Raw genomic sequence first — 20,178 nt, forward strand, 5'->3', positions numbered from 1 at the left:
GCAGTTCGAAGCGTGGCAGCTTGCAGAAAAGTGCGATATAATTTGGACTAGGTCGTTTGACCGTATATTTCATACATAGCGCATTTTTCAATTGAGAACGAGAAAAGGAGGTCTTATCTTTGCAGCTCTTACATCTTGCTATTTTATCGCCTTTTTTATTTGCTTTTATCATTCCCTTCTTGGCAAAATACGCAAAAAGAGTGCATACGGGCTGGTTTGTGTTGATCTTGCCCGTCTTGCTGTTTATATACTTTCTCCCAATGATCAGGATGACACAATCTGGAGAAACACTTCGATCGGTATTAGAGTGGATTCCGTCACTCGGCATTAACTTTACCGTTTATATAGACGGCCTCGGGTTATTATTCGCTTTACTGATCACAGGCATTGGCTCTTTGGTCACTCTTTACAGCATTTTTTATTTATCGAAAGAAAAAGAACAGCTTGGGCCCTTTTATGTCTACTTATTGATGTTCATGGGCGCCATGCTCGGCGTCGTTCTAGTAGACAATGTCATGGTTCTCTACATGTTCTGGGAGCTTACAAGCCTTTCATCCTTTTTGCTGATCGGCTATTGGTATAAGCGGGAAAAGTCGCGCTATGGCGCAGCCAAATCACTTTTGATTACGGTCAGCGGCGGGCTGTGCATGCTCGGCGGATTTATTCTCCTTTATTTGATAACGGATTCCTTCAGTATTAGAGAGATGGTTCATCAGGTTCAATTAATTGCCGGCCACGAATTGTTTATCCCGGCTATGATTCTCATTTTATTAGGGGCTTTTACGAAATCAGCGCAATTTCCTTTTTACATCTGGCTCCCTGACGCGATGGAAGCTCCGACGCCTGTCAGCGCTTATCTCCATTCAGCTACTATGGTAAAAGCCGGCATTTATGTGATTGCGAGATTCAGTCCTATTTTCGCCTTTTCAGCTCAGTGGTTTTGGATCGTGTCCCTCGTTGGCCTTTTTACGATGGTTTGGGGTTCATTCCATGCCGTGAAACAAACTGATTTAAAATCGATTTTGGCGTTTTCAACCGTCAGCCAGCTCGGCATGATCATCTCCATGCTTGGAGTCAGTGCTGCGGCCCTTCATTACGGCCATACAGAATATTATACAGTTGCCGCTATGGCTGCCATTTTCCATTTAATCAACCACGCAACCTTTAAAGGAAGCTTGTTTATGGCAGTCGGGATTATCGATCACGAAACAGGCACACGGGATATCCGGAAGCTAGGCGGCCTGATGGCGATTATGCCGATTACATTTACCATTTCCTTAATCGGGACATTTTCAATGGCCGGCTTACCGCCGTTTAACGGATTTTTGAGTAAAGAAATGTTTTTCACAAGCATGCTTCGCGTGACACATTTTGACCTGTTCAACGTGCAGACATGGGGCGTTCTGTTCCCTCTTTTCGCCTGGATCGGAAGTGTATTTACGTTTATCTACAGCATGAAATTGCTGTTTAAAACATTCAGAGGAAATTACCAGCCTGAGCAGCTTGAAAAACCGGCTCACGAGGCGCCTGTTGGCATGCTCGTACCACCGGTCATTCTTGTCGCTTTGGCTGTCAGTCTCTTCTTTTTCCCGAATATATTGTCGTACAGCCTGATAGAGCCTGCGATGAACTCAATCTATCCGACACTGCTTGCCGGCCATGAGAAATTCCACGTTCACATTTCACAGTGGCATGGGGTTACAACAGAATTGCTCATGACTGCGGGTATTGTTGTGATCGGAACAATTGGTTATTTGTCGCTGAATAAGTGGAAAGGAATCTATAAACTGTTTCCTTCAAAACTCACACTCAACCGGTTATACGATAAGCTTTTGACTCTGATGGAGAAAGGCTCTTACCGGGTCACAAAACAATATATGACCGGGTTTTTAAGAGATTATTTGCTGTATATCTTCGCTGGTTTCATCATTCTGATAGGCGGAGCTTTTGCCATTAAAGGCGGATTTTCATTTAAAACGGAAGGCATGGCTAAAATCGGTGTATACGAAATCATTTTGACGCTTGTCATGATCAGCGCCACAGTGGCGACTGTTTTTGCTAGGTCAAGACTGACGGCGATCATTGCACTCGGTGTTGTCGGTTATACGCTTGCATTGTTTTTTGTCATTTTCAGAGCGCCGGACTTGGCATTGACTCAGCTCGTCATTGAAACGATTTCTGTGGCACTGTTTCTGCTTTGCTTCTACCATTTGCCGAAACTGAGGCTGAAAACAAAAACGAGAACGTTCCGGATGACGAATTTTATCATTTCTTTAGGCGTCGGTGTTATCGTTACTCTGCTCGGTATCGCATCCTCAAGCCAGCGGACAAAAGACAGCATTGCGTCCTTCTTTGTCAAACATAGCCACGATCTCGGCGGAGGGGATAATGTCGTCAATGTCATTCTTGTTGATTTCAGGGGATTTGATACAATGTTTGAAATTACGGTATTAACAATAGCCGCTCTCGGCATTTACAGCATGATTAAAACAAAAGTAAAAGAGGAGGGGAAAAGCGGTGAATGAACAAAAAACAAATGACTTGATTCTTCAAACCGCGACAAAGCTTGTATCCTTTATCATTTTGCTTTTCTCTTTCTATTTATTTTTATCAGGGCATAACGCGCCCGGAGGAGGCTTTGTCGGCGGACTGATCACGTCCTCTTCCATCGTTCTCTTGCTTCTGGCATATGATTTAAAAACCGTGCGTTCCCTTTTGCCTGTCAATTTCATTTATGTCGCGGGAGCCGGCCTTCTGCTCGCTGTATTAACAGGCGTTGGCTCCTTTGTCTTTGGGTTTCCTTTTTTAACCCACACATTCGGATACTTTCAGCTGCCGATCCTTGGGAAAACGGAGCTCGCCACAGCGACGATATTTGATTTAGGCGTTTATCTTGTTGTCGTAGGCATAACGATGACCATTATTCAAACGATTGGAGAGGAAGAATAATGGAAATCTTAATGGCTGTATTAGCCGGTATTATTTTTATGGCTGCCACGTATTTGCTGCTGTCTAAAAGCCTGCTTCGCGTCATTATCGGAACAGCACTGTTAAGCCATGGCGTTCATTTAATGCTTTTAACTATGGGAGGATTAAAGAAAGGCGCTGCTCCGATTTTGAGCGAGCATGCCAAATCATTTGTCGATCCGCTTCCGCAAGCCCTGATTTTGACCGCAATTGTCATTTCTTTTGGCGTTACGTCATTCATACTCGTCATGGCCTTTCGCGCTTATCAGGAATTGAAATCGGACGATATGGATCAAATGAGGGGAAATGATCAACATGAATAATTTTGTTATTTTGCCAATCCTGATCCCGCTTTTGTCGGCTATTCTTCTGATTTTCATGACGAAGAATCTTATGCTCATGAGAATCTTCAGCACGGCGGCATCGGCCATCGGGATTGTGATTAGCGGCATACTTGTACAGACTGTCTTCACAAAAGGTATCCAGACACTCAGCCTAGGCGGATGGAAAGCGCCGTACGGCATTGTGCTTGCCGCAGACCAATTCGCCAGCCTTCTCGTTCTCACAACAGCGGTCATCGGTTTATTGGTTGGGCTTTATTCCTTCCGTTCTGTCGGTGAAAAACGGGAGCGCTCCTTTTACTACTCCGGCGTTCAGTTCTTGCTTGCCGGCGTCAGCGGAGCGTTTTTAACAGGCGATTTATTTAATATGTACGTATTTTTTGAGCTTCTGCTTATTGCTTCCTATATGCTGATTGTATTAGGCGGCACAAAAATTCAGCTGCGGGAATCCCTTAAATATATTGTGTTTAATATCGTATCGTCTGCCCTGTTTGTCATAGGGGTCGGCTTTTTATACGCTGTAACCGGCACGTTAAACATGGCGGATCTTAGCGTGAAAATCAGCGAAACAGGACAAACCGGGCTGATCACTGTGATTGGTGTCCTGCTGCTTTTGGTATTTGGCATGAAGGGCGGAATCTTCCCCCTCTACTTTTGGCTTCCAGGCTCTTATTACGCGCCACCGGCAGCAATCTCCGCGTTGTTCGGCGCTTTGCTGACAAAAGTCGGGTTATATGCGATTGCGAGGGTTTTCACATTGATTTTTATTCACGATACAGCCTTTACCCATCAGCTGATGATTTGGCTGGCGGCGCTGACTGTGATTTTTGGTGTCATCGGTTCACTCGCTTATTCGAATGTCATGAAAATTGTGATCTATAACATTATTACCGCTGTCGGCGTGATTTTGTTCGGTGTGGCAGTACACACCCCAGCATCCATTCAGGGCGCGATCTACTATCTGATTCACGATATGCTGATTAAAGGCGCTTTGTTTATGCTGGCGGGTACGCTGATCGCATTGACTGGAACTGCGAGCCTGCATAAAATGGGCGGGCTGATCAAACGCTATCCTGTTCTTGGATGGATGTTTTTCATTTCCGCTATTTCTCTTGCAGGCATTCCGCCACTGAGCGGATTTGTCGGCAAATTTAAAATTGCGGAGGGCGGCTTCGCAGAAGGTGAATTTACGATATCCATGCTGATTCTGCTTTCGAGTCTGCTTGTACTGTACTCTGTGCTGAGGATCTTTATACATGCGTTTTGGGGCGAAGAAAAAGAAACGCCAAAACCAAATCATCGAACAGCTAAAGGACTTCTTTATCCGGCAGCTATTTTTCTCTTGCTGTCTCTTCTCTTCGGGTTGGGTACAGAATGGGTGTCGCCTTACGTTGATCAAGCGGCCGAGACGCTGCTGAATCCGGAAAAATATATCGAAGCTGTTCTGAAGGAGTAGATCGCATGGCATTTCAAATTTTATTAAATGTGTTTCTCGCTTTTTGCTGGATGTTCTTAAGCAACAGTCCAAGCGCCGCAGGATTCATTACAGGCTATATTCTAGGCATGCTCTCTCTCTTTTTCTTCCGGCGCTTTTTCACTCGCCAGTTTTATCTATGGAAATTGATTTCTATCATCAAGCTCTGTTTCATTTTTATAAAGGAACTGTACCTTGCCAATGTCAGTGTGATGAAATCAGTCTTATCTCCAAAACTGAATATCAGACCGGGTATTTTTGCTTTTAAAACTGAACTGACGAAGGACTGGGAAATCACCCTGCTTTCTCTGCTCATTACATTAACGCCGGGAACCTTGGTGATGGATATTTCAGATGACAAAACAATACTTTATATTCATGCAATGGATATCGAGGATGCGGAAAAAGCGATTTTTGACATTCGGGAGTCATTTGAAAAAGCCATACAGGAGGTGAGCCGGTGATGTTTACGCTGATCCTGCAAATCGCGCTCGGCATTATGGCAGTGTCTACCTTTTTGTATGTCATTCGTGTCATTAAAGGGCCGACTGTGCCTGACCGGGTGGTGGCTCTGGATGCAATCGGCATCAATCTGATCGCAATCACGGCGCTTGTCTCCATTTTGCTGAAAACAAGTGCGTTTTTGGATATTATTTTGCTGCTGGGGATTTTATCGTTTATCGGAACGATCGCATTTTCCAAGTTCCTGGAGAAAGGAGAGATTATCGAAAATGATCGAAATCGCTAAGGTTGTTGTGGCTGTATTCATTTTGCTGGGTGCTCTTATATGCCTCATTGCTTCATTTGGCGTACTTCGCCTTCCCGATGTGTTTACACGCGCTCATGCTGCTTCTAAAGGCTCAACATTAGGTGTCAATATGATTCTGCTCGGTGTCTTCTTCTATTTGTGGTTTGTGACGGGGGAGCTCTCCGCTAAAATCCTGCTTGGGATTCTCTTTATCTTTATTACGTCGCCTATCGGCGGGCACTTGATCTGCCGTGCTGCGTATAACTCCGGCGTCAAGCTTGATGAGAGAAGTGTGCAAGATGACTATAACGGAATCAGAAACTTTGTGATTAAACGAAAAGAGGATTCTTATTTATAAAAATAAGCAGCCGGACAGGCAGAGTTCCGGCTGTTTTTTTATTTCTTGATGACAGCCAGCGTGCATCTGGATATACAGATCAGCCTCTCTTGCTCGTCATATATGTGAATATGATAGACAATCGTCGTTCTGCCTATATGAACGGGCTCGGCTATCGCCTTTACCGTTCCTTCCTTTACAGATTTTAAATGGTTGGCGTTAATCTCCAAACCAACACAAGCTTGCGTTGTATGATCAATCAGGTTCTGTGCACCTGCGCTCGCCGCGGTTTCCGCCAGGGCCACTGAAGCGCCTCCATGCAAATATCCGAACGGCTGTACCGTCCGATGATCCACCGGCATGACCGCAACGCATCGTTCCGCTGTGTTTTCAACAATCTCAATACCAAGCGCTTCAAGCAATGTGTGCTTCATATCCATCTCTACACCCCCCAACATTTAAAGTACACCGTCTGATTTCGCAATCAAAACCGCTTCCGTCCGTGAACCGACATTCAGCTTATTGAAAATCGATGTCAAGCTGTATTCAATGGACCGCTTGCTTAAATGAAGGGCATCTGCGATTTCTTGGTTTGTAAATCCCTTTTCAACTTCTTGAAGAATCAGGCATTCTCTAGGTGTGAGCACATCTTGTTCTTTTTGAGAGGAAGGAGCCGGCTTTGTTTTTTGCTGAGTCATCAGCTGTTTAAAGTAAGCAAAATCGACTAAAATTTCTCCGTTGAGTACGTGGTATATGTATTGGGTGATCTTTTCTTTAGATTCCGTTTTGCTGATGGCACCGTGCAGACCCGCACGAATCGCTTCCTCGAAATAATCCTCGACCTCATAACCGGTATACACGATAATTTTACAATGAGGATTCTCTTGTAAAATCTGTTTAGAAAGCTCCATCCCATTGACCTCGCCGCCTAGATTCAGATCCATTAAAATGAGATCATATGACGAGAAATCATGCTGCTTGATAAACTGTTCGCTCGGTTCAGGACTGAGACAATCAACAGACAAATTCGAATCCGTTTCCAAAATTGTCTTGGTGCCTTCCATGACAGCCGGATGGTCATCAATCACTAGTATCTTTTTCATGTTTTCCTCCCTTTTACTCACTCTTTTCCATTTTATAAAAAAGACTTGGCCTGTGCCAAGTCGTTTCCGTTATAAATCCATTACAATTCGATTTCAATATCAGCCTTAAAGCCCTTTCCTTCACTTGTTTCAATCCGAAGGCGCCCATCTAAAGCCCTGACTCTCTCCTTAATGCCAGAAAGCCCCATGCTCATGGAATGCTCAGTATTCTTTTCCTGATCAAACCCAACGCCATCGTCCTCATAATGAAGAACGATTTTGTTTTGAATACTGATGAGCATAATCAGCACATCCGTCGCCTGAGAGTGCTTGACCGCATTAGACAGAAACTCTTGAATGATCCGGTACAAATTCAGCTGCGAATCCAGATCAAGGGAAGCCGTAAATCTCCCGGTATTTAAACGGATATGAAACGGAACCCGCTCCTGCTGCTGCGCCACCAGCTTCGACAGCGCCTTCACCAATCCAAGATCATACAGAAGCTGCGGCCGCAGCTCATGACACGTCTCCCTCGTCATCGAAATCACATCAGACATCTGCTCATTCATCTGTACAAGCTTGTCCTGCACCTCTTCACGGCACGGATTATCATCCTTCTTGAAATCACCCAAAAACAGCTCACACTGGCGTTTTAAGGAAATCAAATCCTGAAGAACCGAATCGTGGAGATCGCGGGCGAGATCAGAGCGTTGTTTTTCCTCGATCGTATACATGAGTTTTTTGAGCCATACGGGGTTGGATTCTTGTTGTTTTATTTCTTCTAAATGACTCATCAGTTCTTCGATTTTCATGACGTTTTCGATCGATACGTTTGTATAAAAAGCCAAAGTTTTCAGCCAAGAAAGTTCTTCGAGTGTGAGACGAGGCGTATTCATTTTAGATAAACAAAGGATCACAAATGATTTACCACCGCGTTCACCAATCTTCATGACAAAACCTTTATTAAATTCAACGATTTTCCCTATTTCGGATGTTACTTTTCTAAATTCTTTTTCATAGACTTTTTCAAATGAATTTTGATTAAGTTCTTCATAGAGTTTAATACTTCCATCAACTGAAACCTCATAAATATGGGCTCGGCTTACAAGCGAAACCTCAAGTATCTTGGTTTTCAGTTCCTCAAATACTTGGGTCAAAGAAGTTGAATCTCTAATCAACTGCGTAAATTTATATATACTGTCTTGATAATTGAATTTTTCCGAAACCCTTTTTAATCTAAATCTGAAATCAAGTACTTCTTTATAATAAAAGACCGCCACCATAATAATATACATAAGAATCGCCAGTCTGAAATAATAGAAATCTCCAGCTGGATTTCCTATTAACTCGAATACCGTAACTAAAATAATTGTGGGCGTTAATGCTAATATTCCATAATATTTTAACCTACTTAAAATAAAATCCACATTATAAATTTTATTTGTCATAAATTGATAAACCAAAGAAAATGGTATTAGGAACATAAATGAAGCAGCTACAAAAGAAGAAATCCCATCAGTGCTTAAGAATACATAAGGTATTATATATAAAAACAAAAACGGCGAAAAAGATAAGATATTAATTATGGTAAGAACTTTTATAATATGTGCTTGTTCAGTATCCTTACTTTTAATTAAAATAGATCCAAAATATACGCTCACGATTATAAATGAAATAAAGAACGAAAGTAAATTTATTTTAGGCACATAATGTCTAAAGAAAAGTTGAGTTCGCAACAATTCAAAAACTAGATTTAGTACTGGAATTGCATATAATATAAAAACTTTTTTGTTGAATAACACAGTGCCTAGTTCTTTAAAATACTGATACAAGAAAAGAAGATAATTAAACATTACAGAAGTTAAAGTGAATACCATTATACATCTGCTTAACCAATCTCCCTTTGCAGATCCACCCGCACTTAAGTATGCTAAAGAAGCAGATAACAAGAAAATGATTAAAATCAAAGCAGAGAGTAGTTTTTTCGATTCATTTATTTTTAGAATGAAGAAACAACAAAATAGACAGGCTATATAAAATATTAATGGGATCACAAAAGTAGTAAAATTCCCATCATTCATTAAATCAGGCTTAATTTTAACCTTTTCTCCATCTCTCTCGACGACTATAGAACTCACATGGTTTGAATTATATTTTTGAACTTCAAGAGGACGCTTAACTTTATGATTATTGATACTTTTGATGACGTCCCCTTTTTGTATGCCTGAGTAATAAGCCGTAGAAAATTCCTCAATATTTGTTATTACAACTTCATTGTCTTGATTTTCAGCTACTGCTGCACCAACTAAAAGTTTACTCGAACTTATATACGTTAAATAAGTTACATAGACTAAACTAACTAAAATCAAAAAAATTGAAACTTTGTTGTACCATGCCTTCATTTATTAAAGCCTCACGAAGGAACCCAATTACCATTAGTATAAATTTGCAGCCCTCTAAAGGCATCAACTATACTTTTCAATTGATCCTTATCTATATTTAATAAAGAGGCTCTGCCTTCCATGACCTCATCTAAAACTTCTGGATTTTTTACTAAGTATCCGACTATTTCCTGCATATAAATCCTCCTTTATTTTATGATTCCTGTTATTAATTTTTTTATTTTATTCTCTTGCAATTCTAATCTAGCAATTTCTTTCTTTAGTTTTTGTAATGACAAGTGTTTCATTACAAGTAAATATTGCACTACGCCTGCCTCAGTTAATTTTTCTTTTATTTGTTTGGAATTCAATGATAAGAACAACTCAGTATTTTCATACCAACTCAAGATTTCTGCAGAAGCTGCATTAAAACGTTTATTTAAGTATAAGTATGCCAATGTGTTTTTCTTCTGAATAAAATCGTTATTTAGATAATATAAACCTCGGTAATCATTTTCGATTTGTGCAATAATCCCAAGTTCATAAGAATAAGAAGCTACAATGGGATGGTATTTGCCTGTTGCCAGCATTACTCCCATTACACAGGGCAATGCCGTTAGCGCTCCTGATTTATTTTTGATCATTTCAAGACAGGCTTCTTCAGTTTGCGGCGCATTCACAATATCATCATGCTGGCCTTGAATTGATTGTAACGCAAAATTCAATATCTCTTGTGAAAATTCTGGTTCATGACTAGCTTGACACATCACTTGTATACTTAGGGTGTAAAGAGCTGTAACTGCATTTAAAGCGATTGACGAGTCAATCTTCATCCAGACAGCACTTCCATTATCTTGATCCTCTAAGTCATCATAAATATCGAATGAGAGTATAAGCAATTCAATTCCGGCAGCTAGCAATTCGATTGCTTTTTGGTCCTGACCGTTAAAAGCTAAATAATGATGAAGAGCCAAATCGGCAAACTCAAACGTATCCTTAGACTCAATAAAATTCTGAAGATATCGTTCCAAGTCCTGATTCATTATTTTTTGGCTTACAATCTCCTTCATTTTCTCCTTGATCCGGACAGAATCTAAACATATCTGCTCAATAACGACTTCCCCCCTCCCATTCCATTTTACTAAATGGGACATTTAAAGGACAGCAGGTTTTTCGTTTTTTAACAATCATATAATACTTTATCCATTTATTGTATCGGTAGAACGAAAAAAAGACTTGTTTCCAAGTCTTTTTCACGAAATTTTCATTGCATAATTGTATTTATCGAGTTGATCAATGCTTTTGTTAATGTTTCGTAATGAATCTGTCGTTTCTTTAATATCAAGTTCGAGTCGGAATAACAATTGTTTTACTTCTTCAAGTTTCTTTTCCATCGTTTCCACACTCCTTTTTTTGAAAGATCAATGAATTGTGTATGGTGAACGAGTCCTAGGTATTTGATCTGTTACTAATAGTGTATCTGCTTTCGGCTCATTTTTCACCGAAAAGTATGCAAAAAGATCCTGCGTGACACCGCAAATATCAATAGGTCCTTATACTCAAAGGAATCACAACAAGAACGGGACTATCTTTCTATGCGAAAGAGCGTTTATATGTGCTCAAATTGAGAAAGATTCTTAATTCCCTTGATTTTAACGTGTTTCGCATTTTTACTAAGTAAGACTATAGTCCTTCATACCGTATTTTCAAAATTGAATATGCGATTCTTGGCGTTTCCTGACCGACAAACACCGAAAAAGACCGCAACGCTAAAGTTGTGGCCTTTTCGCTTTGTCATATTCGGCAATTAGGGATCTATACATATAGAAACATCCTTTTTTTTGTGAGGTGCTCCCATGAGATATCGTTATCCCTGGTTTTACGTGTATCCGTATGAGGTACGCCGTCCGCCCGTTCCTGCCAACAATATTGATACCTTTATCCGTTCAGCGAAGCAGGCCGCAGGGATATTTGCGGATGCCCAGCTCGTTCTCGGCCGCATTGCGGGCTCGCGGGAGCTCTCGCGCCGCATTCTGACCGCAGCCGAGCAGTCCGATAAACAAACCATCAAGCGCCTGATCAAACAAATGGGCGTCCGGCATGAAGTGGATACGGTCTTTAATCCCGACGGCATCTATATCAGTCTTATCGGAACGCAAAGCCGAATGATTCTTGCTTTGCGGTGGTCAGAGGACCGCAATCATTTTGCGTCCATAAGATTATGACACCATTCCAGAGCCTCAAGATAACATTCATACGCTTCTTCTTTGTCGAGTTGATTGCCTAATTCCGAGCAAGTGTCCCAGTTGTTGCTTTCAATTAATTTCACAAGCTCAAGCATTTGGTAGTAGTCGTTTTGATGGCCTAATAATGCTTGCCCGACTTCATCTTTTAAAGGCAATTCTTGAACAATTTCCTCTATTTCTCTATGCAGGAGGGTGTCTATGAGAGAAAACATTCCGATCAGCATATAAGAAGCAGGCTGCGGCCGGGATGTCTTTCTCGCCAGCAGTTCGCAAAGCTTTGCTCTTATCAAAGAAATCTTAATGATTTCGTGCTTGCTGGAATGCCCTTTCCTGCTTAAATCCTTAAAGGAAAGAATATATATCCACCGTTTGATTTCATTAAATCCCAACAGCATAATGGCCTGTTGAATGCTTTCAATTTTCTGGCTCAAACGGCTGTGGGATGAGTTTAAAAATTTTAAAATCTGATAGGACAGTGATAAATCCCAAATCCCGCTCTATGTACTCTGTCACACGCTTTATGTTAGGCTGCTCTTTACTCAGTTCGTTAAGCAGTTCATAGTAAGAATAGAAATGAGTCGATAGGTCATGCCCGCTGATGATGCGCGGCTCGCTGAAAAAGTAGCCTTGGAATAATTGAAAGCCGTCTTGGACCGCCTGTTTATATTCTTTTCGGGTCTCTACTTTTTCCGCTAAAAAAATCAGGCCGCGGCAGCCGTAGGTTTGCAAAATTGTTCTGCGTTCCATTCGTGTTGTTTTGAGAAAATCAATTTTCAATATATCAATATAGCTCATGAGTTTTTCCAGTAAGTCCTCATCTTGCGGGTTTATTGCATAAAAATCATCAAGCGCCAGCATATACCCCATTTTTTTCAATTCTTTGCATCTAGAAATGAGGGCCGGCGTGATCGGTATATCTTCAAGGATTTCAATGACAAGCTGTTTCGGATTGAAGGAGGTGGGAAGATTCGAAAACATCAGGCTTTCCGTAAAATTAACAAAACAGCGTTTCCCTTCCGTCAGCTTCTCAATTCCGATGTTTAAAAAGCTGTTGATCACCAAATCTGTTGTTGCCTGATCGCCGTCTTTAGCGCTATACACGTTCTCTTCGCTTTCTCTATACAGCAGTTCATAAGCAACAACCTGTTCTTTTCTATTAAAAATAGGCTGTCTTGCAACAAACACCCTCATTGATTTATCCCCCTTACAATACGCGCGGCTTTCACCCCTAAGTATATCAAATAATTTGACGAAAATTGTCTAAACATGAAAAATAATATATACATAAAGAAAACTGGCCCCTCGCGAACGAAAGGCCAGTTTTTCTTTATTCTTCCTCAAGCTCTTCTTCAATTCTGCTTTTCACTTCGTGGATCCGCTGCATTTTATTGCTCCAGCAGTCCTCGCTTAAATCAACCGGGTATTCCTCCGGCTTGCTGATTCTCTTATATTCCTCCCAAAGCAGGCTGAGGTTATCCTGCACATACTGCTGTATGTCTGAAATCTCAGGGTTTTGGTAGCAAAGAATACCCTTCTCAAAAATCAGCTCATGAAGATCCTTCGCATAAAAATTCGTGACAAATTTGCTGATGAATGTATGAACCGGGTGGAACATTCTGAGCCGCTTCTGATCATTCACCTGCTCATCATAAAGCGCAATATAGTCGCCTTCAGAATGATGGTTGGACTGATTAATAATGCGGTAGACTTTCTTTCTGCCCGGTGTCGTCACTTTTTCAGGATTGGACGAAATTTTGATCGTGTCAACCATTTTCCCATCTTCTTCAATGGCAACGAGTTTATAAACTGCGCCGAGAGCCGGCTGGTCATAGGCAGTGATCAGCTTCGTACCGACACCCCAGACATCAATGCGCGCTCCCTGAGCCTTTAAATTCATAATGGTGTGCTCATCCAAATCGCTTGAAGCAATCACCTTCGCATCTGTAAATCCTGCTTCATCAAGCATTTTCCGGGCTTTTTTTGACAGGTACGCCAAATCGCCGCTGTCCAGACGGATGCCAATGAAATTAATGCGGTCGCCGAATTCCTTGGCAACCCTAATCGCGTTCGGCATGCCTGAACGAAGCGTGTCATACGTGTCAACTAAGAAAACGCAATCCTTATGTGTTTCCGCGTATTTTTTGAAAGCTGTATATTCATCGCGGTAAGCCTGCACAAGCGCATGCGCATGTGTGCCGGAAACCGGGATATTAAAGCGCTTTCCGGCTCTTACATTGCTTGTCGCGCTAAAGCCGCCGATTAAGGCTGCTCTTGCTCCCCACATGGCCGCATCCATTTCGTGCGCCCGTCTTGTTCCGAATTCAAGCGCAACTTCATCACCAATGACGCCTTTAATCCGGGCAGCCTTTGTTGCGATTAATGTTTGATAGTTCACAATGTTGAGCAAAGCTGTTTCAATCAGCTGCGCTTCTACCAGGGGTGCCTCCACCCTCATAATCGGCTCATTGTTAAAAACGAGCTCTCCTTCTTTCATGGAGTAAAGTGAACCTGTAAAAGATAAGCCGCGCAAATATTCAATAAAATCTTCATGATACCCGAGTTCATCCTGTAAATAACTCAAATCGCTATCCGTAAACTTGAAATTTTCCAAGTATTCAATGGCTTTTTCCAAGCCCGCAAATACGGCATAGCCATTTTCAAACGGAAGCCTTCTGAAAAACAGCTCAAAAATCGCTTTCTTTTCATGAATGCCGTCTCTCCAGTACGTTTCCGCCATATTGATCTGATAAAGGTCTGTATGTAATGACAGGCTGTCATCTTTAAATCCGTACTCTAACACTGTTTTTCCCCTTCCTTACTCTGCCACTTGCGCTCCGATGCTGTTTGCAAAATGGGAAAGAGCCCATGCGTGCCCCTCCTGATTAAAGCTGGCTACAGCTTGTTTATGCACAACAATCCGAAAACCTTTGTTATATGCGTCAACAGCTGTATGCAACACACAAATATCTGTGCAGACACCGGCAAGGTGCAGTTCGCCAATCTGCCGCTCTCTGAGTTTGAGCTCTAAATCAGTTCCCGCAAAAGCAGAATATCTCGTTTTTTCCATGTAGTAAACATTAGGCTCATGTTCATGTTTCTGATATAGAGACAAAAGCTTTCCGTACAGATCTTTTCCTTCCGTGCCTTTTATATTATGCGGAGGAAAAAGACGGGTTTCAGGGTGATATTGATCCCCTTCATCATGAGAATCTACTGCTAATACGACGTAATCACCGTTTGTGAAGAATTCTTCAGTTAAATTGACGATCGCCTCTTCAATCATTCTGCCGGGCTCCCCGCAGGTCAATTTTCCGTCACTCGCCACAAAATCATTCGTATAATCAATACAAATAAGTGCTTTTTTCATAGCCGGCCTCCCCGCCATCAGTATGAGAACATTATATCTTATCTCCAGTTGTAAGTGAATTGCCATGAACAAAAAGACAAACGGTCCGTTTGTCTCTTAAGATTTCAGCACTGACCGATTATAAATGTCGTCCTGAATATATATCAATTCACGATTCACAGCGATGTCAGCCGCAATAACGAGGCCTAAAGGCGTATGAAACTGAAGATCAGATACAATCTTGAAGGGCACTCCGTACCGGTTCGCCATTTGGATATAAGGAGAGTAAGACTGATACTGAAGCTCTCCATTAACCAAAAGGGTGACGTCATGGCTGTTTTTCAGCTCGTGCTCCGCCTCTTTATACGGTTTACTTCTAAGCACCTGTCCTTTCGTCAGTGCCAAAACGACTCTTTCTCTTAAAGAGCCTAAAAACAAATGGCGCTCGTCAGGCTTTGTCTCCAAAGGCCCATACATTCCTTGCTGCAAATAGAGATCCATTTTATCTTCACTCAAAAGCCTGTCCTCCCGTCTTGTTTGTCTTCATTATCACCTGATCAGGCAGGAGCTAAACTTTCAAGCGCCGCTTACATTTCTGTTACCCAATGAATGATTTTTTTGGCCAGCTCACCAGCAGGGGTTTCCTCTGTATGCCGGCGCAACGACGCTTCCAGCCGTTCAGGCAGAGTTGCTTTATCTTCTTCATAGGAAATGATCGTGCTCCACTCCAGCTGCGGTACCGCTACAAGCGTGCGCAGTTCTTTTCTGTTTTCATGCAGATACACGTCCATGATCATTCCGGTTTGCGTATTGATATTTGCTTTTCTGATTTTCATAACATGACCTCTCTATTTAAAGACTACCCATATTATACAATAAAAAAGCAACAGCCTCTTGTGAAAAGGCTGTTACCCGTTAAACGAAACTGTTTCATCAGTGATATCGGCATCTTTGAAGAGAGTTTTACTCGTTTGGTTGTTAATCTTCACAAAATCACCAAGCTGAAATGTGCCTGACCCCGCCCCTGAATGAGCGACGCTTTTGGGCGAAATCGCAAATACGTCTCCAAAGCTTGCCGCGGCATTACCCGTAACTGACATGATATAAATCGGCCCCACAATTGCAGGCATTTCCCCACCTCCGCATTGATTTACAGCATCATATGCAAGGAGCCGATAATGGTGCCCGCCTATTCAGCTGGCTTTGCGTTTTCCTCGAGTCGTGACCGCTGGCGCAGCTTGATCAAGCGGACAATATTCAGGAAGAACGCCTTCACTACCGCATAAACCGGCACCGCTAAAATCATGCCGAGAATTCCGCCGAAGCTTCCCGCTCCGATTAATAGCAAAATAATCGTAAGCGGATGGGTATTCAGCCGCTTTCCGATCACAAGAGGAGACAGCAGGTTTCCGTCCAGCTGCTGAACGATGACGACCACAATAATCGCAAACAGCGCTTTGGCCGGCGAGTCCATAAAACCGACAATGACAGCCGGCGCGGCACCGAGAAAAGGCCCGACATAGGGAATGATATTGGTAATCGCCATGACAATCCCAAGAATCAGGGCATACGGCAGTCCGGCAATTAAATAGCCGATAAAACACGCTGTTCCGACAAAAAGACAGATTAACAGCTGCCCCTGGAAATATGCCGCAAGCGTATCGGATAAATCTTTAAAAATCTTTAAGCCTTCTGTCCGATAAGAAGCCGGTAGAATTTTTACTGCCAAATGCGGAAAGCGGTGTCCGTCTTTCAGCATGTAAAAAAGGATAAATGGAACAGTAATAATAACAAGCGTGATGTTTGTCACGACACCAAACACCGCAGATAAACTGGACGTGATATTTTGCGGCAGGTTTTGGAGAAAACTTGTCAATGACTGTTCAATTTTTGATATCGATACATAATCCTGGTTCATCATCCAGGTAAACCATTGAGAATGGGACAAATCCTTTGTCAGCGCCTGAATCTGTTTTATATAATCAGGAAGGTTGTTAAACAGCCCTGTCACCTGTGAGGTGATGATAGGTCCGACTGACGCTGAAATAAAGGCAAGCAAACCGATAAACAGTAAATAGATCAATAGAATCGATAATGTCCGCGGAATTTTTTTCTCAAGCAGGCGGACGACCGGATTAAATATGAAATACAAAATTCCCGCAATCAGCATCGGGAAAAACAATGTCGAGATAAAAACAATAAACGGCTGAAATACAAATGAAACTTTTGTTGCTACAAAAATAATCAGCAAAACAAATAAAATCTGCAATGTCCAAAAATGGACTTTTGATTTCAACAAGCTTTGTTCCTCCTAGTTTTTCTTTGTCTGTCAGATAAAAGAACTTATACCCCATCATTGTAACAAAAATGAACTCATATCAGAACTCTTAATATAATGAAAGGAGTGTTGGTGATGAAGGCCGTGACATACGATACAGATTCAGAACTGGCTTATATCTATGTTCTTCCTCCGAAAAAGAACAGGAATGTACGGACTGAGGAGCTCAGAGTCAATGATTGTCTCCTGCTGGATATCAGCCATGACGGCAAAATCGCCGGATTCGAATGTTTTGGTGAGGCAGCACACCTCTGTGCCCCATTTGCCGGGAAATCCCGGCTGTATGTAAAAGATTCAGACGGTTATCATTTTCGGGTCTGCCAGCATGCTTCAGTCCGTTCCTGCTATACGGTGTACGGTGTCACTTTCTGTTTTTCAGATGGTGACTATCAGGAATTTGCCGGCTTTGACCTTGATGGAACAATGTATCTTAGTGCGTTTTTACAGCGCTTAACTGAAAAATAGGACGTCCCGGTGTACGCCTATTTTTCATGCGCAAGCACTGTTAGACCCGCTCACTGTAATCTGGGGTGACGGAAATCATGTGCTGGATTCTGATCAAACAAACAGAATTTCGGGCTCCTTCAATTGTGATATGGTCAGGTTTTACATCGATCAGTCTGCCTCTGACCGTATCTCGTACTGTCTGTATAACGAACCTCGAGCCGATGAGCTTTTTAATAGTCTGATAGACATAAGGATCGACTAAAGAGACCAGTTGCGGACTACCTTGGTTGACCATACTTTTATCCCCTTTGTGTGTTTTATCTCAGCTTATGCCGCGCTTATGGATAATGACACAGGCTTACCTGATAAAACAAAGGGGTGCGGAGATTTTAGGAGAATACGTTTGGAAGCGGGTGTAAAGGAAGTATCGATGAAGCGGAGACAGCGAAGAAAGCTGGGCGCTGTTCCGTACTTATACAGGCTTTATCACGGATGCCTGGGCTTGGTCGATTAATTGGTCCAGCTTTTCTATTTTTTTTCGTGCGGTTGAAGGATCAATTTGGCGGTAATGATGGTGGCCGCCCGGCTCTTCATCCAGTTCGTCCGCTTTTTTGACAATCTGCTGCAGCGTGTTTTTATCTAATTCGCCTTCAGGCAAATAGGAATCTGTATGAAGCAAAATGGCTAGTGCAATCTCTTTTGCCGCTTTCGGTTCCTCGCCAAGCCGAATCAGAAGCTTATGCGCCCGTTCCGCCCCTTTAATGGCATGAATGTCATTTCTTTTGTATTTCTCATAATCCCACTTTCCGTCTGTATACCATTCATAATGGCCAATGTCATGAAGCAGTGCCGCTTTTGCTGCTAAATCAGGATTAATGTCAGCCTTCACAGACAGCCTGTATGCATGATAAGCGCAGGCAATCGCATGTGCCACGCCGGAACGCTGAAGATATTTTTGTGCAATTGGATGGGTGAAAACATCCATTAATGTAACCTTTCTCATGGAAACCCCTCCTTTAGATATTTTTAGAATCCTAACATAATTTGCAGAGAAACTCAATTCTTATGTCACATCATTTTGATCTTCTTATCATCATTGTTATACCCTAAAAGCAACGTTTCAGTCAGTATATGCGGCTGTTCAATAAAATGCGCTGGCTGTAGCCTTTTGTATAAAAAAAAGAGCAGAAAATATCTGCTCTACAAAAACTCTTTAATATCATAAATGCGGCCGTTTTCCGTCCCTTTTTCTAGTAAAGAAAGCAGCGTGCCGGCAATAAAGTCCGGACTGCGAAGGCTTCCTGTTTCATTTAATTTCCGGAATCGTTCAATGTGGTGGAAATCCTTTTTCGATGAAGAACGGATGACGGCCTGCATCTCAGTGTCCATCACTCCAGGTGAGAACGAAATCATGCTCACCGGCAGCTCTTCATCCTCCTGTTCAAATCCGAATGTCCTCGTAAACATGTCGAGCCCGGCTTTTGAACTGCAATACGCGCTCCATCCCTTATATGGATTTTTGGCGGCTCCTGAAGTAATGTTGACAACCGTCTTTTTGCCGCTGTATGAAGCAAACCGTTTTGTAAACAGCTGACTCAAAAGCACGGGCGCAGTCAGGTTCAGCTGATAATGGCGCTGAAGCTCGTCAAGAGACGCTTCGCCGGCACGTTTGATCGGCGTTACCATTCCGGCGTTATTAATAAGGGTAATACCAGAATAACGATCTGAATCGATGGATGAGAGCAATGTTTCAAATTGCTGTTCAGCTTCTTCGAGATTGATGAGGTCTATTTGATGCTGCGTTAGTTTTTTGTGAGAGACATCCGTTTTCGTTCTGGATAAGGCATGGACTTCATGCCCCTTTTCTAAAGCCTGTAATGCAATGGCTTGACCCAGCCCTTTTGACGCTCCGGTGATGATATAAAGTTCCATTGGAAACCTCCTTTTCCGTTATTATTGTACGGCACCGCTTTTACACAACACAAGCACGCGGCCTACGCCTTCTTGTTTTCCTGCGCTGTGACTTTTGGGATGAGGAACACGATGCCTGCAATTCCGAACAGGATCAGTACGACATAGATCATCGGCAGCAGCAATGATGATGTTTCTTGTTCATCTTCTGTTTCCGTTGATGATGTCTTTGTTATTGGTTTTTCTGCAAATGTAATTCCAAGCTGTTTCGACTGGGCCGCAATCGTGTTGGAATCCTCGGCATTTGTTGATGTAAACAAATCTTTTATCAGCTCGGCGTCCTTGTCCTTCGGTTTATCAAAAGTGATATCCTTTTGTTCCTCAGGCAGTTCTGTTTTTTCTTCATAGTAGGTATCTTCATGCAAATAATTCGTATCGATTTCGATGTCTTTTTTCTCATACTGGTTTGGCGCGACATCTGTATTTTCTTCAGTTTGGGCAGCCGCTGCAGAGGGTATGAAAAGGGAAAAGGAGAGCATACAAATCATGATCCCCTTTTC

Annotated in this window: 25 protein-coding genes and 2 pseudogenes; 10 read left to right on the forward strand and 17 right to left on the reverse strand. The window is 42.3% G+C overall.

What is annotated here, in order from left to right; all coding sequences use genetic code 11:
• Window positions 1-119 precede the first annotated feature (119 nt).
• Genes QF06_RS14130 through mnhG form a run of 7 tightly spaced genes read left to right on the forward strand, consistent with a single transcriptional unit; the run spans window position 120 to window position 5,888 of the window.
• Window positions 120-2,525, forward strand: a complete 2,406-nt coding sequence (locus QF06_RS14130) for a Na+/H+ antiporter subunit A (protein WP_019712489.1) — start codon at window positions 120-122, stop codon at window positions 2,523-2,525.
• Entirely contained in the window at window positions 2,518-2,949 is a 432-nt protein-coding gene (locus tag QF06_RS14135; protein ID WP_038429537.1) for a Na(+)/H(+) antiporter subunit B, read from the forward strand. The genes QF06_RS14130 and QF06_RS14135 overlap by 8 nt, the downstream gene beginning before the upstream one ends.
• On the forward strand, window positions 2,949-3,290 hold the full coding sequence (locus tag QF06_RS14140; RefSeq protein ID WP_003220730.1) for a Na(+)/H(+) antiporter subunit C: 342 nt from the start codon (window positions 2,949-2,951) through the stop codon (window positions 3,288-3,290). The genes QF06_RS14135 and QF06_RS14140 overlap by 1 nt, the downstream gene beginning before the upstream one ends.
• Window positions 3,283-4,764, forward strand: coding sequence for a Na+/H+ antiporter subunit D (locus tag QF06_RS14145; RefSeq protein WP_043940184.1), 1,482 nt, complete (start codon window positions 3,283-3,285; stop codon window positions 4,762-4,764). The genes QF06_RS14140 and QF06_RS14145 overlap by 8 nt, the downstream gene beginning before the upstream one ends.
• A gap of 5 nt (window positions 4,765-4,769) precedes the next feature.
• Window positions 4,770-5,246, forward strand: a complete 477-nt coding sequence (locus QF06_RS14150) for a Na+/H+ antiporter subunit E (RefSeq protein ID WP_029318490.1) — start codon at window positions 4,770-4,772, stop codon at window positions 5,244-5,246.
• Complete coding sequence (locus QF06_RS14155; protein ID WP_003228814.1) at window positions 5,246-5,530, forward strand: Na(+)/H(+) antiporter subunit F1; 285 nt, start codon at window positions 5,246-5,248, stop codon at window positions 5,528-5,530. Before QF06_RS14150 ends, QF06_RS14155 begins: the two co-directional genes overlap by 1 nt.
• Window positions 5,514-5,888: a monovalent cation/H(+) antiporter subunit G gene (gene mnhG, locus QF06_RS14160; RefSeq protein ID WP_015714623.1), complete on the forward strand. Its 375-nt coding sequence runs from the start codon at window positions 5,514-5,516 to the stop codon at window positions 5,886-5,888. Before QF06_RS14155 ends, mnhG begins: the two co-directional genes overlap by 17 nt.
• A gap of 38 nt (window positions 5,889-5,926) precedes the next feature.
• Here mnhG and QF06_RS14165 read toward each other — a convergent pair whose 3' ends face one another.
• The 6 genes from QF06_RS14165 to degQ all read right to left on the reverse strand — a co-directional run bounded on the left by QF06_RS14165 (window position 5,927) and on the right by degQ (window position 10,724).
• The gene (locus QF06_RS14165) at window positions 5,927-6,307 is read right to left on the reverse strand and encodes a hotdog fold thioesterase (RefSeq protein WP_003228810.1); all 381 of its coding nucleotides are present in this window, start codon (window positions 6,305-6,307) and stop codon (window positions 5,927-5,929) included.
• 18 nt (window positions 6,308-6,325) lie between these two features.
• Complete coding sequence (gene comA, locus QF06_RS14170; protein WP_003220716.1) at window positions 6,326-6,970, reverse strand: two-component system response regulator ComA; 645 nt, start codon at window positions 6,968-6,970, stop codon at window positions 6,326-6,328.
• Window positions 6,971-7,050: 80 nt separating this feature from the next.
• Window positions 7,051-9,351, reverse strand: coding sequence for a histidine kinase (locus tag QF06_RS14175; RefSeq protein WP_043940185.1), 2,301 nt, complete (start codon window positions 9,349-9,351; stop codon window positions 7,051-7,053).
• A gap of 11 nt (window positions 9,352-9,362) precedes the next feature.
• Window positions 9,363-9,527, reverse strand: a complete 165-nt coding sequence (gene comX / locus QF06_RS14180) for a competence pheromone ComX (protein ID WP_015384519.1) — start codon at window positions 9,525-9,527, stop codon at window positions 9,363-9,365.
• Window positions 9,528-9,539: 12 nt separating this feature from the next.
• A complete protein-coding gene (locus QF06_RS14185) occupies window positions 9,540-10,400 on the reverse strand; it encodes a polyprenyl synthetase family protein (RefSeq protein ID WP_041850585.1) in 861 nt (286 codons plus the stop codon).
• Between the two features lie 183 nt (window positions 10,401-10,583).
• Window positions 10,584-10,724: a degradation enzyme regulation protein DegQ gene (gene degQ, locus QF06_RS14190; protein ID WP_003220708.1), complete on the reverse strand. Its 141-nt coding sequence runs from the start codon at window positions 10,722-10,724 to the stop codon at window positions 10,584-10,586.
• Between the two features lie 221 nt (window positions 10,725-10,945).
• Here degQ and QF06_RS22165 point away from each other — a divergent pair.
• Together QF06_RS22165 and QF06_RS14195 are read left to right on the forward strand one after the other, a co-directional pair.
• Window positions 10,946-11,008, forward strand: a pseudogene (locus tag QF06_RS22165) (hypothetical protein); the annotation flags it as partial.
• Window positions 11,009-11,186: 178 nt separating this feature from the next.
• Window positions 11,187-11,555, forward strand: coding sequence for a YuzC family spore coat inner layer protein (locus QF06_RS14195; RefSeq protein ID WP_041850584.1), 369 nt, complete (start codon window positions 11,187-11,189; stop codon window positions 11,553-11,555).
• Here the strand turns inward: QF06_RS14195 and pdeH are convergent.
• The 7 genes and pseudogenes from pdeH to QF06_RS14230 form a co-directional block, all read right to left on the reverse strand.
• A pseudogene (gene pdeH, locus QF06_RS14200) lies at window positions 11,531-12,767 on the reverse strand (cyclic di-GMP phosphodiesterase). The gene QF06_RS14195 and the pseudogene pdeH sit on opposite strands and share 25 nt — an antisense overlap.
• A 136-nt stretch (window positions 12,768-12,903) precedes the next feature.
• On the reverse strand, window positions 12,904-14,376 hold the full coding sequence (locus QF06_RS14205; RefSeq protein ID WP_003228788.1) for a nicotinate phosphoribosyltransferase: 1,473 nt from the start codon (window positions 14,374-14,376) through the stop codon (window positions 12,904-12,906).
• A 15-nt stretch (window positions 14,377-14,391) separates the two neighbouring features.
• Window positions 14,392-14,943: a cysteine hydrolase family protein gene (locus QF06_RS14210; protein WP_043940186.1), complete on the reverse strand. Its 552-nt coding sequence runs from the start codon at window positions 14,941-14,943 to the stop codon at window positions 14,392-14,394.
• Between the two features lie 96 nt (window positions 14,944-15,039).
• Window positions 15,040-15,438 (reverse strand): YueI family protein, encoded by a 399-nt coding sequence (locus QF06_RS14215; RefSeq protein ID WP_032726794.1) that lies wholly within the window; start codon window positions 15,436-15,438, stop codon window positions 15,040-15,042.
• A gap of 71 nt (window positions 15,439-15,509) precedes the next feature.
• Window positions 15,510-15,758: a YueH family protein gene (locus tag QF06_RS14220; RefSeq protein ID WP_041850583.1), complete on the reverse strand. Its 249-nt coding sequence runs from the start codon at window positions 15,756-15,758 to the stop codon at window positions 15,510-15,512.
• 72 nt (window positions 15,759-15,830) lie between these two features.
• A complete protein-coding gene (locus QF06_RS14225) occupies window positions 15,831-16,052 on the reverse strand; it encodes a spore germination protein (RefSeq protein WP_014477839.1) in 222 nt (73 codons plus the stop codon).
• 59 nt (window positions 16,053-16,111) lie between these two features.
• Window positions 16,112-17,221, reverse strand: a complete 1,110-nt coding sequence (locus QF06_RS14230) for an AI-2E family transporter (RefSeq protein WP_014480712.1) — start codon at window positions 17,219-17,221, stop codon at window positions 16,112-16,114.
• A 114-nt stretch (window positions 17,222-17,335) separates the two neighbouring features.
• Here QF06_RS14230 and QF06_RS14235 point away from each other — a divergent pair, with 114 nt between their 5' ends.
• The gene (locus QF06_RS14235; protein WP_041850582.1) at window positions 17,336-17,725 is read left to right on the forward strand and encodes a DUF2283 domain-containing protein; all 390 of its coding nucleotides are present in this window, start codon (window positions 17,336-17,338) and stop codon (window positions 17,723-17,725) included.
• A gap of 40 nt (window positions 17,726-17,765) precedes the next feature.
• Here QF06_RS14235 and QF06_RS14240 read toward each other — a convergent pair whose 3' ends face one another.
• From QF06_RS14240 to essA, 4 genes are all read right to left on the reverse strand, one after another.
• Entirely contained in the window at window positions 17,766-18,002 is a 237-nt protein-coding gene (locus QF06_RS14240; protein WP_003220677.1) for a YuzF family protein, read from the reverse strand.
• Between the two features lie 177 nt (window positions 18,003-18,179).
• Window positions 18,180-18,710 (reverse strand): HD domain-containing protein, encoded by a 531-nt coding sequence (locus QF06_RS14245; RefSeq protein ID WP_003244444.1) that lies wholly within the window; start codon window positions 18,708-18,710, stop codon window positions 18,180-18,182.
• Window positions 18,711-18,907: 197 nt separating this feature from the next.
• Entirely contained in the window at window positions 18,908-19,639 is a 732-nt protein-coding gene (locus QF06_RS14250) for a (S)-benzoin forming benzil reductase (protein ID WP_041850581.1), read from the reverse strand.
• Window positions 19,640-19,701: 62 nt separating this feature from the next.
• A complete protein-coding gene (gene essA / locus QF06_RS14255) occupies window positions 19,702-20,157 on the reverse strand; it encodes a type VII secretion protein EssA (protein WP_076457684.1) in 456 nt (151 codons plus the stop codon).
• Window positions 20,158-20,178: the final 21 nt, after the last annotated feature.

The organism is Bacillus sp. YP1 (assembly GCF_000877815.1).
Lineage (GTDB): Bacteria > Bacillota > Bacilli > Bacillales > Bacillaceae > Bacillus > Bacillus subtilis.

Excerpts from the sequence above, each read along its gene's own strand:
- QF06_RS14140 (WP_003220730.1), top strand. The coding sequence starts at position 2,949 with ATGGAAATCTTAATGGCTGTATTAGCCGGTATTATTTTTATGGCTGCC.
- QF06_RS14145 (WP_043940184.1), top strand. The coding sequence starts at position 3,283 with ATGAATAATTTTGTTATTTTGCCAATCCTGATCCCGCTTTTGTCGGCT.
- QF06_RS14150 (WP_029318490.1), top strand. The coding sequence starts at position 4,770 with ATGGCATTTCAAATTTTATTAAATGTGTTTCTCGCTTTTTGCTGGATG.
- QF06_RS14155 (WP_003228814.1), top strand. The coding sequence starts at position 5,246 with ATGTTTACGCTGATCCTGCAAATCGCGCTCGGCATTATGGCAGTGTCT.
- mnhG (WP_015714623.1), top strand. The coding sequence starts at position 5,514 with ATGATCGAAATCGCTAAGGTTGTTGTGGCTGTATTCATTTTGCTGGGT.
- QF06_RS14165 (WP_003228810.1), bottom strand. The coding sequence starts at position 6,307 with ATGGATATGAAGCACACATTGCTTGAAGCGCTTGGTATTGAGATTGTT.
- comA (WP_003220716.1), bottom strand. The coding sequence starts at position 6,970 with ATGAAAAAGATACTAGTGATTGATGACCATCCGGCTGTCATGGAAGGC.
- QF06_RS14175 (WP_043940185.1), bottom strand. The coding sequence starts at position 9,351 with ATGAAGGCATGGTACAACAAAGTTTCAATTTTTTTGATTTTAGTTAGT.
- comX (WP_015384519.1), bottom strand. The coding sequence starts at position 9,527 with ATGCAGGAAATAGTCGGATACTTAGTAAAAAATCCAGAAGTTTTAGAT.
- QF06_RS14185 (WP_041850585.1), bottom strand. The coding sequence starts at position 10,400 with ATGAAGGAGATTGTAAGCCAAAAAATAATGAATCAGGACTTGGAACGA.
- degQ (WP_003220708.1), bottom strand. The coding sequence starts at position 10,724 with ATGGAAAAGAAACTTGAAGAAGTAAAACAATTGTTATTCCGACTCGAA.
- QF06_RS14195 (WP_041850584.1), top strand. The coding sequence starts at position 11,187 with ATGAGATATCGTTATCCCTGGTTTTACGTGTATCCGTATGAGGTACGC.
- QF06_RS14210 (WP_043940186.1), bottom strand. The coding sequence starts at position 14,943 with ATGAAAAAAGCACTTATTTGTATTGATTATACGAATGATTTTGTGGCG.
- QF06_RS14220 (WP_041850583.1), bottom strand. The coding sequence starts at position 15,758 with ATGAAAATCAGAAAAGCAAATATCAATACGCAAACCGGAATGATCATG.
- QF06_RS14225 (WP_014477839.1), bottom strand. The coding sequence starts at position 16,052 with ATGCCTGCAATTGTGGGGCCGATTTATATCATGTCAGTTACGGGTAAT.
- QF06_RS14235 (WP_041850582.1), top strand. The coding sequence starts at position 17,336 with ATGAAGGCCGTGACATACGATACAGATTCAGAACTGGCTTATATCTAT.
- QF06_RS14240 (WP_003220677.1), bottom strand. The coding sequence starts at position 18,002 with ATGGTCAACCAAGGTAGTCCGCAACTGGTCTCTTTAGTCGATCCTTAT.
- QF06_RS14245 (WP_003244444.1), bottom strand. The coding sequence starts at position 18,710 with ATGAGAAAGGTTACATTAATGGATGTTTTCACCCATCCAATTGCACAA.
- QF06_RS14250 (WP_041850581.1), bottom strand. The coding sequence starts at position 19,639 with ATGGAACTTTATATCATCACCGGAGCGTCAAAAGGGCTGGGTCAAGCC.
- essA (WP_076457684.1), bottom strand. The coding sequence starts at position 20,157 with ATGCTCTCCTTTTCCCTTTTCATACCCTCTGCAGCGGCTGCCCAAACT.